The 15000-nt window shown below is 62.6% G+C and carries 14 protein-coding genes; 7 read left to right on the forward strand and 7 right to left on the reverse strand.

From position 1 onward, the window contains the following. Nucleotides 1–193 precede the first annotated feature (193 nt). Together A477_RS23645 and A477_RS0104185 are read left to right on the forward strand one after the other, a co-directional pair. On the forward strand, nt 194–2752 hold the full coding sequence (locus tag A477_RS23645; protein ID WP_017197766.1) for a helix-turn-helix transcriptional regulator: 2559 nt from the start codon (nt 194–196) through the stop codon (nt 2750–2752). 82 nt (nt 2753–2834) lie between these two features. Continuing rightward, a complete protein-coding gene (locus A477_RS0104185; protein ID WP_017197767.1) occupies nt 2835–4097 on the forward strand; it encodes an APC family permease in 1263 nt (420 codons plus the stop codon). Nucleotides 4098–4331: 234 nt separating this feature from the next. Here the strand turns inward: A477_RS0104185 and A477_RS0104190 are convergent, their stop codons facing one another. The 5 genes from A477_RS0104190 to A477_RS0104210 form a co-directional block, all read right to left on the reverse strand. After that, a complete protein-coding gene (locus tag A477_RS0104190; protein WP_017197768.1) occupies nt 4332–4745 on the reverse strand; it encodes a hypothetical protein in 414 nt (137 codons plus the stop codon). Nucleotides 4746–4948: 203 nt separating this feature from the next. Further along, a complete protein-coding gene (locus tag A477_RS23650) occupies nt 4949–5407 on the reverse strand; it encodes a hypothetical protein (protein WP_237715714.1) in 459 nt (152 codons plus the stop codon). Nucleotides 5408–5798: 391 nt separating this feature from the next. After that, nucleotides 5799–7184 (reverse strand): UDP-glucose dehydrogenase family protein, encoded by a 1386-nt coding sequence (locus A477_RS0104200; RefSeq protein WP_017197770.1) that lies wholly within the window; start codon nt 7182–7184, stop codon nt 5799–5801. Further along, complete coding sequence (locus A477_RS0104205) at nt 7181–8350, reverse strand: glycosyltransferase family 4 protein (RefSeq protein WP_026005348.1); 1170 nt, start codon at nt 8348–8350, stop codon at nt 7181–7183. Before A477_RS0104205 ends, A477_RS0104200 begins: the two co-directional genes overlap by 4 nt. A gap of 247 nt (nt 8351–8597) precedes the next feature. Then, a complete protein-coding gene (locus A477_RS0104210) occupies nt 8598–9041 on the reverse strand; it encodes a MerR family transcriptional regulator (RefSeq protein WP_017197772.1) in 444 nt (147 codons plus the stop codon). A gap of 154 nt (nt 9042–9195) precedes the next feature. Between A477_RS0104210 and A477_RS0104215 the strand changes: the two genes are divergently transcribed. The 4 genes from A477_RS0104215 to A477_RS0104230 all read left to right on the forward strand — a co-directional run bounded on the left by A477_RS0104215 (nt 9196) and on the right by A477_RS0104230 (nt 12464). Next, complete coding sequence (locus A477_RS0104215) at nt 9196–9618, forward strand: Hsp20/alpha crystallin family protein (protein ID WP_026005349.1); 423 nt, start codon at nt 9196–9198, stop codon at nt 9616–9618. Nucleotides 9619–9844: 226 nt separating this feature from the next. Next, the gene (locus A477_RS22890; RefSeq protein ID WP_083848007.1) at nt 9845–10279 is read left to right on the forward strand and encodes a J domain-containing protein; all 435 of its coding nucleotides are present in this window, start codon (nt 9845–9847) and stop codon (nt 10277–10279) included. After that, nucleotides 10276–10653, forward strand: a complete 378-nt coding sequence (locus A477_RS0104225) for a hypothetical protein (protein ID WP_017197775.1) — start codon at nt 10276–10278, stop codon at nt 10651–10653. Before A477_RS22890 ends, A477_RS0104225 begins: the two co-directional genes overlap by 4 nt. A 479-nt stretch (nt 10654–11132) precedes the next feature. After that, on the forward strand, nt 11133–12464 hold the full coding sequence (locus A477_RS0104230) for a cell division protein PerM (RefSeq protein WP_017197776.1): 1332 nt from the start codon (nt 11133–11135) through the stop codon (nt 12462–12464). Nucleotides 12465–12490: 26 nt separating this feature from the next. Here A477_RS0104230 and A477_RS0104235 read toward each other — a convergent pair whose 3' ends face one another. Then, nucleotides 12491–12940, reverse strand: a complete 450-nt coding sequence (locus tag A477_RS0104235) for a hypothetical protein (RefSeq protein ID WP_017197777.1) — start codon at nt 12938–12940, stop codon at nt 12491–12493. 11 nt (nt 12941–12951) lie between these two features. Between A477_RS0104235 and purN the strand changes: the two genes are divergently transcribed. Further along, nucleotides 12952–13524, forward strand: coding sequence for a phosphoribosylglycinamide formyltransferase (purN, locus tag A477_RS0104240; protein ID WP_017197778.1), 573 nt, complete (start codon nt 12952–12954; stop codon nt 13522–13524). 82 nt (nt 13525–13606) lie between these two features. Here purN and A477_RS0104245 read toward each other — a convergent pair whose 3' ends face one another. Then, the gene (locus A477_RS0104245; RefSeq protein ID WP_017197779.1) at nt 13607–14959 is read right to left on the reverse strand and encodes an MFS transporter; all 1353 of its coding nucleotides are present in this window, start codon (nt 14957–14959) and stop codon (nt 13607–13609) included. Nucleotides 14960–15000: the final 41 nt, after the last annotated feature.

Consider the following 15000-nt stretch of genomic DNA (forward strand, 5'->3'; position numbering starts at 1 on the left):
TGGATCGCCCAATATTCGAACAGCCGCACCACCTAGACGCGTCGCGCCAGCACCTATTTTTGCCCAAATCACCACCTAGACGGCCCAAAACCGGTCTGTGCAAGGCCGTATTGCCACCTAGTCCCGTTTTCAAGATCTAGCCTGCGAAGTGAGCCTCATGACGGGCACCCACAAAAACAGAAGGCTAGGTCGCGTGTTCGATTCAGAGGTTCAGCGAATCCTCGACTTTGTTGCCCGCGGCATCGGTGTGAGGGTTGTTGGCGCCCCTGGCAGCGGGAAGACGTCGGTGGTACGCAACGTCATGAGCAATCTGGAGAAGACCGGAGTTTCCGTGCACTTCATCAGTGGACTCCGTACACACCGCACTATTCCGTACTCGGCCATCAAGGGGCTCGGTCTGGAAATGAGGCCTGGCCGCAGCGGTGTCTTCGATATCGCTGATGTGTTCTCGAGCCAGCTGGCCAAAGCCGGCAAACACCTGCTGGTTGTTGACGATCTCCACCTCGTGGACAGTGAGTCCCTGGCAGTACTGGAGGCCGTCCGGCGGAGATCCGATTGTCCAATGGTGGCCACGGCCCCGGAAACATGGGCTTTCTCCAGGGGGCAGCTGGCCGTCCTCAACAACGGTAGGGAGGCGCACCTGCAACTGGATCCGCTCCACTACGAGCAGGTCCACCTTCTCATCGCCCAGGTTCTTGGTGCCCCGGCAGACGCAGACACGACTGCCCGCATCCTCACCAAGTCCGCCGGCAACCCGCGGCTCATCGTGCGGATCGCAGAGACCGCCTCGCTGAGCAACCTGCTGGTCATGAAAGACAAGCAATGGTGTATGACTGCCGACACTCTATGGAACGAACACCTTCGCGGCACACTTGAGGCTCTCCTGGCTGAACTGAATGCCGAGGAGTTCACGGCGCTGCACATCATGGCGATTCTCGGTACCGCACGGGTTGATGTTCTCCACAAAGTCATCCAGCCCGATGCCTTGGAAGGCCTGGAGCGCAGGGGATTCCTGTCCGTTCTGGCAGACCACCACAATGGCTCAATAGCGGCTATTAGTCCGCCCGTCATCGCTGACTACTTCCGAGGAAACAAGAAGCTCCGGGACCGCAAACTGCTGCGCAGCAAGATCGCTGGCGTCCTTGAAGCTGCCCCTCAGATGGCCCCCGAGGAGCACACCACGGCGGACTGCCTCTCCCGCGTGCTTTCATCTCTCCGTCTGGAGAAGGGCGACGAGGACGCTATAACGTCCAGGCACTTCCACGACCACAACGCGGACCGCGAACGCATCCGCTTCGAACGATGGCAAACCAACAAGTCAGCGGCCAACGCAGCAGCGCTCCTCCGCATCTACTGGGGTGCTCCCGTGAATGTGGCGCGTGCCAGTCTTGTCTGCGCTGAGACAACAGACTCCGACGCCGACCCCAGGGACCGCTTGCTGGTCACCATCACCGAGGCCATGCTTGCGATCCAGACGGGCCGCGGGCCAAGTGCCGCCGTCGACATCCTCCAAAGATTCGCCGGGGACAATCCGCAGCTGGTATCTGAAGTAGAGAACGCCGTTCTGTTTATCAGTGCTTCCCACGGCAGGGTTCCAGCCGGATCCGCTAAGGAGCCAAGTGTTCTTGGGGGTCAAGGATCGGGAATGGGGACGTTGGTCCATGGGTTGCTGGAGCTGTACCGCTTCAAACCAGCTGCAGCTTTGGAGGCCGTTGAGGGTGAAGGAGACGATGATGCTTTTTCCCATCTCCGGCCGTTCATACAAGGCTTCGCCCTCTTCGCCGCTGGACGCGTGGAGGAGTCGTTGGTCTTCGCCTTGGATTGGCGGGCAGAAGCCCGCAAGAATCTGGACCAATTCGGCGTCGTCACCAGCAGCTATGTGGCCGCACACGGCCTGCTCTACCGAGGACACTTTGAAGAGGCCGAGTACCTCATGAGCAGCGTCTTTGCGATGGGGCGTCCGGGCTTCGTGGTGGACTCGCTCTACGACGCGATGCTCAGATTGGCTGGGCTCCGGCACGCGACAACTGCCATATTGCCGACGCTTTCCATAGCCGCCCAGGCGCGGACGGAGGCGCCGGACGTTGGTCCAATACCCGGCATCGGCAAGGGAGCGTACGAGCTCATCGCCCATAACAACGCCCAACCTTCTGTGTTCGACCGCAAAGCCGCCAAACTCATCAGGCGGCAGCTGAAGAGCGGTTACGTCCTTGAAGCCATGATGACTGCGCTGCTTTGTACGTGCCTTTGCCCGGGCAGGCCCGTTTTGGATCTGCTGCAGAAGATCCTGCGGGAGAGCGGCCTCACGGTCCATGACCAGCTCGTTGCCATCGCGACCGCGGTGGTTGAAGGCGACCACAAGCTGTTGGGGCTTCTCCTCAAGCACTATGAACCTGACGTCGACACGTACCAAGTGGGCATGCTGCTCCGAGGAGCTCTCAAGCGCCACGTCATAGACGGTGACGCCGCAGCAGCTGACGCCCTGGCTCAGGCTTCTTCCATCTTCGCCGTCCGCTTCCCATCGGCCAACGAGCAGCTCTCCTTTAATTCCTTCAGGACCACACCGTTGACCGAAAGAGAGATCGAGATCGCCGTACTAGCCGGGCATCGCACTAACGTGGAAATCGCGGAGCACCTCGGCATCAGCGCGAGGACTGTTGAGAACCACATCTCCAACGCGTTGCGGAAGACTGGTGCAACATCCCGCAATAGTCTTTTCATGCTCGTGGGGAATTCACTTCCGCCGCGCTGAGCCGGGATAGGCTGGATTCACCTCCAATCACCGGCCTCTCACGCTCCGCGCTGAGCCCGGTTCCTCAGTGTGAAGGGTGTCCGTGAGCAACTCCCCGGCTTTGGCCCGCCGACTCGGCACGTTCGATGCTTCGCTTATTGGTCTGGGATCAATGATCGGCGCGGGAGTCTTCGCGGCCTTCACCCCAGCCGCTGCAGCTGCAGGATCAGGGCTGTTGATCGGATTGGTAGTGGCGGCCTTCGTTGCCTTCTGCAACGCAACCTCGTCCGCCCAACTAGCTGCGGCCTACCCAACGTCCGGCGGTACCTATATCTACGGTCGGGAGCGGCTCGGCCCTTGGTCCGGGTTCCTGGCAGGGTGGGGATTCGTCATAGGCAAAACGGCGAGTGCCGCTGCCATGGCGATGACCTTCGCGGCCTATGCCGCACCGCCTGGTTGGGAACGCCCGGTGGCGATTGCCGCCGTCGTGATTTTGACCGCTGTGAACTATCACGGGGTGACCCGCACAGCCGGGCTAACGCGAGTGCTGGTGGTCGCCGTACTTGCTGCCCTGACGATTGCTGTCGCAGCGGTCTGGGGTGGCTCGGGTCCTGACTTTGGCGGCTTTATGGGGGAGGGGCTGCTGGCTCATGGCTGGTACGGCATCCTGCAATCTGCGGGCCTGCTGTTCTTCGCGTTTGCAGGGTACGCAAGGATCGCGACGATGGGTGAGGAAGTGCGCGAGCCCAAGCGCACCATCCCCCGGGCGATCAGTATTGCCTTGGGGATCACCATCGTCATCTACGCCGCGATAGCGGTTACTTTGCTGGCGGCGCTCGGCCCCGAAGGAGTGGCCGCCACGCCGACACCCTTGGCCGATTCGGTGAGCGCCGGCACCTTTGCCTGGGCTTCCCCGGTGGTCAGAGTCGGTGCCGCCGTTGCGTCTCTGGGGGCGTTGTTGGCACTCGTCGCAGGACTTGGCCGGACCAGCCTGGCCATGGCGCGCGAACACGATCTGCCGCACTGGCTCTCCGCTGTGCATCCGCGCTACAAGGTCCCGCATCGTGCCGAAACCGCGCTGGCTGTAGTGGTCTGCCTGATCATCGCCGTGGCTGATCTTCGAGGGGCAATCGGCTTCTCGTCATTCGGAGTGCTGCTCTACTACTTGGTTGCCAACATAGCCGCTTACACTCAGCCGCCGGAAGACCGCCGCTACCCGAAGTTCCTTCAGGTGGCCGGAGCTGTTGCATGCGTGGTTCTTGTTGCCACCCTTCCGCCTGTGTCCGCCGGATTGGGTGTGCTGATGTTCGCAGTGGGCATCGTGTACCGCTTGGTTCGTTTGCGTATTGATCGTCCTGCCGGCTGATGTCCCGGCTGGGCACGGCCCCACCTGGGGGTAGTCGGGTGGAGCCGTGCCGCAGTGCCTCCTTTGCGTGGAGCGAGTGGGTAACCCGCCGGACACCGGGAATCCCGCCCCGAGAGGCACAAAAAGAGACTATGGCCAGCAATGGCTTCTAGGTGTTCGAATCCTCAAACTAGGTGGTGGGGAGACCTATATTTGGGGGAAAATTCACCAAAAATAGGTGCTGAGTGACAGCGTCTAGGTGTTGGCCCGCCGTCGAGCGTTCCTGCGTTCCACAGACTCCATGTAGGTGATGATGCTCGCGATAGTCAGAGCTACCGAGCAAACAACTGCCAGTGCGGTGGACGCTTCCTGGAACGGAACCACCACCAGGGGGCTGAGCATCATTGCATTGCCAAAGCCGGATGCAGCGAAGAGTCCTGCTTTAAGTAGCAGGCAGGTGAGCGGTTCGGCAATCAAGATCGCTACGGGTGCCACCACGCCCAGAGCCATTGTGAGAACGACAGCCGTGGTCCGCAAATCTGCAGGATCAAGGATTGCCAGGCCTTCTGGAGGGGGCGCCGTTCCCAGCAGGGTGGCCGACACCGCCGAGCAAACAGCTATGACGCACGTGATGATGCGAAGCGCCGCCGGGTAAAAGTGCGTGATCACTGGCAAGTCCTTGTCGTTGTAGGTTCAACCCCCGTCCGTAGTGGTAGTAGTCCGAACCAAGGACATATGACGCGAAACCCCTTCTTCGCGCTGAGAGAATCACGAAGATTTGGGGAACCCCCCCACGACATCGAGCGAAACCTGCACACGTTGGAGCTGTGGGTGGCCGCAGCTTCTGAGGCTGCGGCCACCCAAACTGCCGGTTACCTCTCGCAGCCGATCCCATCATTGTCATTGCCGTCAAGCTGGTAGATATCCGTACCGATCACAGTTACGGGACCCTTCACGTAAGCCGGACCGTTGCCGCTGCCACCCGCGCAGTCAACGTCCGATGCAATGGGTACGCAGGCTCCCGCATAGTTTGGGTCGCAACCGCTCTGGGCAGGAGGGGCAGGCGGAACTACTTTCGGCTGGACTTGGGCTGCAGCGGCGTCCGCAGCTGCTTTATCGACAGCCGCCTTATCAGCCGCGGCTTGAATGGCTGCCGCCGCATCGGCGGCAGCCTTGTCGGCCGCCGCTTTATCAGCCGCAGCTTTGTCCGCCGCCGCCTTGTCTGCAGCCGCTTGGTCGGCCGCAGCCTTCTCAGCAGCTGCCTTTGCCGCCGCTTCCGCACTGCGCTGATCGGACAGTTTCTTGGCGCTCGCAGAGTCCAACCACGTCATTTTGCCAGCCTGGTCGATGGCGCAAACATAGGTCTCGCCAGCGGAAGTCTGAGTGGCCTTCTCAGCTGTGCACGCCGTGCCAGCGACCTTGCTGGGTGTTGGAGAAGGTGTTGTGGAAGGAGTTACCTTCGTACTGTTTACAGAGCTGGCGCTCGAGGGCGCTCCCGGAGCGCACGCTGTGGCCGCAACCAGCAGCGACGTCATGGCCACCAGCCCCAGTGCTTTTCGCCCTTGCGACCACGGAGAGTTGCTTCGGAAATGCCAGTTTTTGGTCATGCGAATAGAACGCTTTTTCAATGTATTGCCCCCTTGTAGACGCGCCGATGCGATGGCGCGTCCAGTGACCCTAACACCGTGCCGAACAGAAAAGGGAGGCGGAGTTGTCTATGACTTAGCGCGCCGCGTGCTTCTTCCGGTCGGCGGGCTTCGCCTGGTCTCCATCAGCACCAACAACCGAAGCACCCGTCCCCAACCCGCGGACCGTCCACCCCGCACTCCGCCAGGCTTCAGCGTCCAATACGTTGCGAGCGTCCAGCACCATCCGGCGTCGTACGAGTGCTCCCGCAACAACAGGCGAGAGCGACACGTATTCGTCCCATTCCGTGAGTAGCAGCACCAGTTCGGCGCCTTCCAGGGCACGCTTGGTGGAGGCTTCGAAGCGGATTTGCGGGTAGCGGATCCAGGCGTTGTTGATGGCTTTGGGGTCGGTGACGGTCACGTGCGCGCCGGCGGCGGCGAGTTGTTGGGCGACGTCCAGGGCGGGGGAGTCCCGGATGTCATCGGTGTCGGGCTTGAACGCGGCACCAAGGATGGTCACCGTTCGTCCCGACAGGAAGCCGCGGCACATCTCGCGGGCGACCTCCACGGCGCGGGAACGCTGGTCCAGGTTCACTGAATCGACCAAGCCCATCCACTCATCCACCGACGGCACGGAAAGCTCGCGCGCCTGGGCCCGAAACGATCGGATGTCCTTGGGTAGGCAGCCGCCACCGAAACCGAGCCCCGCGTGCAGGTACCTGTTGCCAATGCGCGGATCCAGGCCCATGGCTTCGCTGAGCTCGCTCACGTCGGCGCCCGATGCGTCGCACAGCTCAGCCATCGCGTTGATGAAGCTGACCTTCGTGGCCAGGAATGCGTTCGACGCCGATTTGATGAGTTCAGCCGTCGCGAAGTTGCAGACCAGTCGCGGGATGCCGGCGCTGATCAAGGGCTCGTACACCGCATCCAATACCGCGGTGATGGGCGCACCTGCTGCGGCACCCTTGCCGCCGGGGACGCCGTAAACCAGGCGGTCAGGCACCAGCGAGTCCTTGACGGCCGTGCCTTGGCGAAGGAACTCAGGATTCCAGCCGAGCAGCACGTCCGAGCGTCGGGCCAGGATCGCGCGGAGCGTCTCCACCGTGCCTACCGGCACCGTTGATTTACCCACGACGGCGGCGCCCTTGGCCAGGTGCGGCAGGAGGCTCTTCGTGGCGCCCATCAGGTATGAGAGGTCGGCTGTGTCTGAGGTTTTCGATTGCGGGGTACCCACGCAGAGGAAGTGGACCTGGGCATCAGCAGCAGCCGCGAAATCCGTGGTGAACACGAGCCGGCCGGTGGTGCGGCCATCCTTGAGGAGCTCATCCAAGCCGGGCTCGTGGAAGGGTGCCAGCGCCTTGTTGAGATGCTCAACCTTGGAGGAGTCGACGTCGATGCCCACCACGGTGTGGCCCATCGAAGCGAGCGTTGCGGCGTGGACTGCGCCGAGGTAGCCGCAGCCGATCACGGAGATCTTCATGAGGGGGGTCCTTTGCTTGAGGTGAATTCACTGGGCCCGGTAGTTCCGCTTGGCACGCCGGAGATGACTTCGTTGTAATGGCGCACCAGGTCGGCGCTGAGCACCGGCCACGTCCGGCCCTGGACTGAAGCGGTAGCTGCCGTTGCGAACGCGCGGCGCTTGGCGTCGTCGCCGATCAGGTCCTGCACATAGCCGCGCAACTGGCCAAGGTTTCCCGGCTCATACAGCCAGCCCGTGCGTGAGTTCTCCACGAGGTCCAAGGGGCCTCCGCGGCCGGTCGCGACCACGGGAACACCGGATGCCATGGCTTCTTGGATGGTTTGGCAGAAGGTCTCGAATTCGCCGGGATGGACGAAGAGGTCGAAGCTGGCAACAGCTTGAGCCAGCGCATCCCCGCCGAGGAACCCGGCGAAGTGGGCGTTCGGCAACGCCGCCTGGAGTGCTTCCCGTTGCGGGCCATCACCAACGATGACCAGCTTCGTGTTCGGCAAATCCGCTAGTACGGCCAGATCCTCAACCTGTTTCTCGACGGCGAGCCGGCCGACGTAGCCGATGATGCGGTGACCGTCGGGCGCCACTGAGCTGCGCCACGCCGTCGAACGCTTTGCGGGATTGAAACGCGCGGTATCCACACCACGGCGCCACATGTCCACGCGCAGGATGCCGCGTCCGCGCAACTGATTCAGCGCGAACGTCGACGGCACCAGGGTTCGTGTGGCCAGGAGGTGGATGTTGTCCACGCGGTTCCAGGCCCAGTTCTCCAGGAACGGCACACCGTAGCGGGCGGCGTAGCTGGGAACTTCGGTTTGGTAGATCGCTACAGTCGGGATGCCGAGCTGATGGGCGGCCTGTACGGCGCGCCAGCCGAGGACGAACGGGGAAGCGAGGTGCACCACGTCGGGGGAGAAATCGGCAAGGATTCGCTTGACCCGATTCACACCACCCAACGCAACCCGCACATTCGTGTAACCGGCCAGCGGCACCGAAGGAAGCCGGTGCACATACGCACCCTTCTCGACGCTCGAAACATCAGTGTCCGACGTCGACGGCGCGATCACCATCACCTCATCCCCGCGCTCCTGCAGATGCTCCAGCACCCGCAGTATCGAATGGGTTACCCCATTCATCAGTGGCAGGAATGATTCGGCGACGATTGCGATCCTCACGCCTTCAACGGTGGTCGTGGCGGTTGGCGGTGCGGGTTCGAACGGGTGGCTTGTGGGGGAAGAGTGGGTTAACAGGTGGGTTGGGTGGCTCGCGATTGTCCGGCGGTATAGCCACGCACGGTGCGTCATGACGCCCAGGGGATGTGGACGGCTGTCCGGGCCTAAGTGCTTCCAGTGATGGAACCCCGGCTAGGAATGTTCCGATGAGAGGGGCGGCTTCCGCACGTCCGGCGGTTGATGATGTGCTTTAGTCAACCCCACCCCGCGCCCGCTTCAGATCCTTCCGCAACCCACGGTTATCTGCCCGCAGCTCCCGGTTGTCGTCAGCCAACCCCTTGTTGTCCTCCGTCAGCCCCCGGTTCTCCGCTTCCAACTCGAGCACCAGTTTCACGCCGGCCAAGTTCAACCCCTCGTCCAACAACACCCCGATCCTGCGGAGCGTCGCAAGGTCACTTTCGCTGTATCGGCGAGTGCCGCCGTCGGTCCTTTCAGGGGTGAGCAGACCTTTGCGCTCGTACTGCCGGATGTTCTGCTGCCCTGTGCCGACGAGTTCAGCTGCCACCGAGATCGCGTAGACCCCGCGGGCGTCCCGGCCATCAGCCGAGCCCTCATCCGAGGTGCCGTCCGCACCAGAAGAAGCCAGGCCGCCGTCGTGCTCTTCAGCGGCAGTCTCAGCATTCGAAGCTGCCATCAAAGACCTCCAAAAATCTTCCGGAAAACTACTTGCATCAACTTTCTCACCAGTGCTATAAAAAATCTATACCAGCCAACACAGATTGAGCATGAGTGAGCAGGCTGGTACCAACAACAGAATCAGCATCAAGATCCAAAGGAGTGAGAACCACATGCTGATGCGCACTGACCCGTTCCGCGAATTCGACAGGCTCGCCCAACAGGTTTTTGGCACAACAGCACGCCCGGCCGGAATGCCGATGGATGCATGGCAGGAGGACGGACAATTTGTTGTTGCCTTCGATCTGCCAGGGGTGGATCCCCAGACGGTTGACCTCGACGTCGAGCGAAATGTCCTCACGGTAAAGGCAGAACGTAAGTCGCCCGCGGGCGAGAACACCGAGATGATCGCCGCCGAGCGCCCACAGGGCGTCTTCAGCCGCCAACTTATCCTCGGTGACACCTTGGATACCGACGGCGTGCAAGCCAGCTACGACGCCGGGGTGCTCACGCTCCGCATCCCCGTCGCCGAGAAGGCCAAGCCGCGCCGCATCGAGATCCAATCCAGCGGGCAGAGGCAGGAAATCAACGCCTAATGCAGTCCGCCCTGCCGGAAGGCTCACCCGGGGTGGCCAACCGGCAGGGCGTCAGCCGGGAACAACGGAGGCGGCCGCATCGGAATAGTTGGGCGCAGGCTTCGCGCCACGTCACAGCGTTTTTTAGCGCACATGAAAGCGGTCCCCGCCCGTCGTCTCCCGATTGATGGCCCCCGGTTTACGCCGGGGGCCATCTCCAAATCCGCAGCAGGAACCGGAACCAGCAGTGAGCATCCAACCTGACCACTACGCCGCTCTCCACGTCTCGCCGGACGCGACAGCCCGTGAGATCAGCCGTGCCTACCGCACGCTGCTTCGAACCCATCACCCGGACACACGCCCAAACGTCGACGACGGCGATACCACCTCTGCGGCCGACCTCCAGGAACTGCACGCCATCATGCAGGCGTACGTCGTTTTGTCGGACCCAGGGAAGCGGGCGGCATACGATCGTGCGCGGCGGAGTCCTGGCGGTACAGGCGGCTCGGAGGGAACGGGCGGTTTGGGCGGAACACCGGTGAAGGTCCGATTCCATCGGCGCGAAACTACCCCCGGCCGAGACTCTGCCGGCCGCGACCGGGACCAGTCGCCGCTCGCGTTTGGACCACCCCGTTGGGAACCTTCACCCCGCAATTTGCGATCACCGAGGAGTAATCCATGAGTGCTTGGCGTCCGTACGACGGTCACATCATTCCCGCGTTCTACGAGCGGTTCGAGAAACGCTGGGGGAGAGGGACGGCCCCGTTCCTGGACCCCGAAGTCCATGAACAACCCTTGCCCCGCGCCCAATGGATCAACCCGGACACCGGTGCTGCCGTTGCCGTGGTCCCCATCTGGACCGACGACCCCGAGCACCGCTCCTTCGGTGTCTTCTACCTCCCGCCGGCCGGGGACATCTGGATGCTTCGCCCCGGACCAACGACGTTCCTGGAACCCAGCGGGGGTGCCAACAAGGAGCAGGTGACACTTCGCAACGACGCGTTCAAGAAGGCCGTCAACCACGCCAAGGAGTTCATTTACGGGCCCCAGCTTTGAACGGCCGGCGGGGTCGGCACGTACATAACGCCCGCCGTCGACCATTCCCGTCACCCAAATTCCTACGGGCCACGGATACCCGTCGACGCCACTCGGATGTGCGCGTCGAGAGCGTATATGCGCGGCGCGGACCGGATTGCGTGGCGTGGACCGGATTGCGCGGCGCGTGGACAACCCAAAAAGAAGGCTGGTGCAGCCTTTGGAAGAATCCAAGGCGGCTGCACCAGCTGCTAGTACGACTTTCTGTTATGCGTTGTGACACCTATTCATTGGCCGCTCCTAGTTCCCGGCTTCGATTTTTTCCGGGCCTTTCAAAATCCTGTGCAGGGCGGGTCGAAGCTGAGATGGTCGTTGAGGGCTCCGTCCCCGGGAGAACACCTCCCATTTTACGGCGGCCCATGGGAAAAAGCGCTGGAATTCACGGTATTTCAGGGGTGCCTGCCGGGGGAGCGCTGCCTGCCGTGGCACGATAGATCACGATGAAACTGCGCGCTGATCAGACCGGAAACCGTGGCCTCCCGATGCCCCTTTGGCTGCAGGGTGGTTTGGAAGCGGCTCAGGCAGCGTTCATTTCAGCCATTGTCGTGATTCTTCCCCTGGTGGGAGTGTGGGCTACCGACGGATTCCAGAACCGGAACGTGGACGCCTTGGCGCGCCTGGCCGGCCAAGCCTGGCTGCTGATCCACGGTGTCCCGTTGGAGTTGGCGCACGTCAACCTCGGCACCGCGGCCCAACCGGGCTCAGGACTGCTGTCCCTCATCCCGCTTGGCCTGACACTCATTCCGTTCCTGCTCGCTTGGCGTGCGGGCCGTCGGCTTGCCCGGGCGTCGTACACCGACCAACTGTGGCAGGCTTTCCTTGGCGCGTTCGTGGTGTACGCGGCATTCGGGACGGCCACGGGATTCGTCTGCCGCACCCCCGAGGTCGTCATCAACCTGTGGTTCGCCATGACCATCCCTCTGATCTCTTTCGGCCTCGGCATGATTGTTGGCGCCCGACGCGAAGCGGGGTCGTGGAGCCGACTGATCGGCGTGGACGCCGTCGCTTGGCTCGCCAAGACCAGCCAGCATTCCCGCTGGGCAGGCTCGTATGTGGGTTCGGCGTTGAAGGCCGGCTTCGTAGCGGCGATGGCCGCCGTTTGCTTGGCCGCGCTCCTGCTGGCTGTGACCATCGTGTGGCATTGGACGGACATCATCGCCGTCTACGAAGGTTTGCAGGCGGGCGCCATGGGCGGGGCCGTGCTCACCATCGCCCAGCTCGGCTTCCTGCCAAACCTCGTCATTTTCGCTCTCTCCTGGTCCACCGGTGCAGGCTTCTCACTCGGCGTCGGCTCAACAGCGGGTCCGCTGGGTACCGCCGTCGGACCGCTTCCGGCCGTCCCGGTCCTTGGGGCACTTCCCGCAGGACAACTCGACGCCGGCGCAATGGCCTTGGCGCTTCCCGTCGTCGCCGGGATCCTGGCGGGTTGGTGGTTCCTGCGTGAAGGCGAGAACCACTTCGACGAGTGGCTCTCCATCAAGATCAAGGCCCGCTGGTTCACGGCGACGGCCTCCACCCTGTTCCTGGGCGCGTTTATAGGCATCGTTGCAGGGCTTCTGGGCGGGGCCCTGGCGTGGATCGCACGCGGTTCAGCAGGTATTGGACGGCTCACGGAAATCGGACCCCACCCGTTGTGGACGGCAGTCTGGCTGGCCGCCGAAGTGGGCATCGGCGTCGTGATTGGCTACGCCGTGGGGCCGTGGCTGGAACGCCGCCAGAAGCTGCGCGAGGCCAACCTCGACGAAGTAGCGTACGACGACGAACACGCCTGAGCGGGTTCGTTCACGTTACCGCTGGACTAACGCAGCGGCCCCGGCATCGAGTCCTCGAGCTGGGTCAGGCACTGTGTCTTGGCGGATTCCGTCAGCGCTCCGCGAGAGCAGTCCTGGTACGTGCTGACCTGGTTGAAGAAGAGCACGGATGTCAGGATCAACAAGCACATGACGGCCGTGACAACCAGGCCCGAAATTGTCCCGAACAGCATCAGCTTCGGGTGCTTGTGCTTCAGCGTCCGCACCAAGACGACGATGCCCAACACCAATGCTGCGAGCGTGAGGATGGCGCTCAACCACACGTAGTTCACGTTCAGTGAGAACACGAAGAACGCACCCAAAGCCGCCAAAAGGAAAGCGCGGAAGAGGTTCTGGCTCACGCCGAGGGCGGACTTTTCGGCCTCGGAGCGGGGTTGTTGGCTCGGCTTGGAACCGACGTCGGGATTCATGTTTTCCAGCCTACGCGAGCCGCCCATAAGCTAGTGCAATGCGCATTGTTGTCCTTGTCTCCGGTACCGGCTCAAATCTTCAGGCTGTCATCGACGCCGTGAAGTCGGGTGAACTGGATGTCGAGATCGCGGCGGTGGGCGCCGACCGGCCTGATACTTACGGCGTAGAGCGCTCCGACGAGGCTGGCATTGAGACCTTCGTGGTCAATTTCAACTCGTTTGAAACCCGCGCTGAATGGGATTCCGCCTTGCGCGACAAAGTCCTGTCCTACAAGCCGGATGTGGTGGTTTCCTCCGGTTTCATGAGGATCGTGAGCGCCGACTTCATCGACGCTTTCGGCGGCAAGTACGTCAACACCCATCCCGCCCTGCTGCCGTCGTTCCCAGGCGCCCACGGAGTGCGCGACGCCATCGCGTACGGCGTCAAAGTCACGGGCTGCACAGTGCATTGGGCCGACGCCGGCGTGGACACCGGACCCATCATCGCGCAGGAAGCCGTTGCCATCCTCCCCGAGGACTCCGAAGAATCCCTGCACGAGCGCATCAAGGTAGTGGAGCGCCGCCTGCTGGTCCAGACCTTGGCCGACCTCGCCGCCGCCCCCACCCCCTGACCTTAGTAGGCCGCGCATCAGGTCGTTCTCAGTGCTGGGAACGACCTGCACTGCAACGCAGCTGCGTACAAAGGGAGTGCGGCTACTCGAGGACGCGCTGCTTTGTCTCCGGTGCAAAGAAGGCCATCCACAGTACGGAGAGCAGCACCAGGCCACCAGCCATCGCAAACGACTGCGCCAAGCCGAACTCCGGCCAGAAGAACGAGGCAAACACCAAGGGGCCGAACCCTGCGCCGATACGGGAGAACGTCGAAGCCCAGCCGAAGCCCGAACCGCGAAGCTCGGTGGGGTACAGCTCAGATACATACGCATAGAGCACAGGAATGGCCACCTGCACCACGAATCCGAACACCAGCAGCCAGAACACAGCGGCCGACGGCACATCCACCACAATCGCCACGATCACAAGGGTCAACGCGGACAGAGGGCCTGTCACGGCAAGGATCCACTTGCGGCCAACACGCTCCACGAGCAGCGCTGCGACCACCACGCCCAAGAGTCCGACGGCGGCCATGCTCGCCGTCGTGACGAACGCCTTGTACTCCTCGAATCCGGCGCCGATAAGAATCCGGGGCATCCACGTCAGCGACAAGTAGTACACCAACAGGATGCTGAAGAACAGGGCCCAGGCCGCCGTCGTGATTTTCCAGTTGAACTCCCAAATCCGACGGAGCTGCGTCCACGCGCTGCCGGGGGAGAGACGCGGGGCGGCCTGGGGTTCAGGCAGGCTGTACGCGCGCGGCTCTGCACCGGTTGCCTCGACCAAACCGTCAATCACAGCCGCAGCCTCAGCGCGCCGACCCGCACGAATCAGGAACAACGGAGACTCGGGAACCGACCGCCGAACCCAAAACACGAGTAGGGCGGGCAGCACCATGATCAGCATGGTGAGTCGCCAGTCGCCAAAGGCTGCAACCAGCCCGGCCGAGACGAAACCGCAGAGCGCAGCGCCGATCGGCCACCAACCATCCATGGCAGTGAGCACCTTGCCCCTTTGCTTGCGGGGCGTGAACTCGCCCACCAATGCATAGTCCACGGGGATGCAGCCGCCCAAACCGAAGCCGGCCATGAAGCGGAAGATGCAGAACCACACGATGTCCGGGGCAAACGCACCCAGGACCGTGAAGATGCTGAAAATGAGGAGGGTGGCAGTGAACGCCTTTTTGCGGCCGATGGTGTCCGCGATGGTGCCCCACGCGAACGCACCCACAGCCATGCCGATCAGGTTGGCCGTGCCGATCCATGCGGCGTCAGCCGGTTGCAGCGACCAGTGCTTGGACAGCAGCGGAATCAGGATGCCGTTGAGTGTGACATCCCACGCGTCGAACATGAACCCGAGCCCGCCGATCAGGAAAATCCGTCCTTGGACCTTCCACCTCCATGGCAGTTCCTGCACAACTTGTTCGCCGCTGGGCACGGCTGTGTATGTATTCATTTGCCCTCCTGCATGCAACTTTATGCGCTGGGGCCAACACC

It is taken from the genome of Arthrobacter sp. M2012083 (assembly GCF_000281065.1).
Lineage (GTDB): Bacteria > Actinomycetota > Actinomycetes > Actinomycetales > Micrococcaceae > Arthrobacter.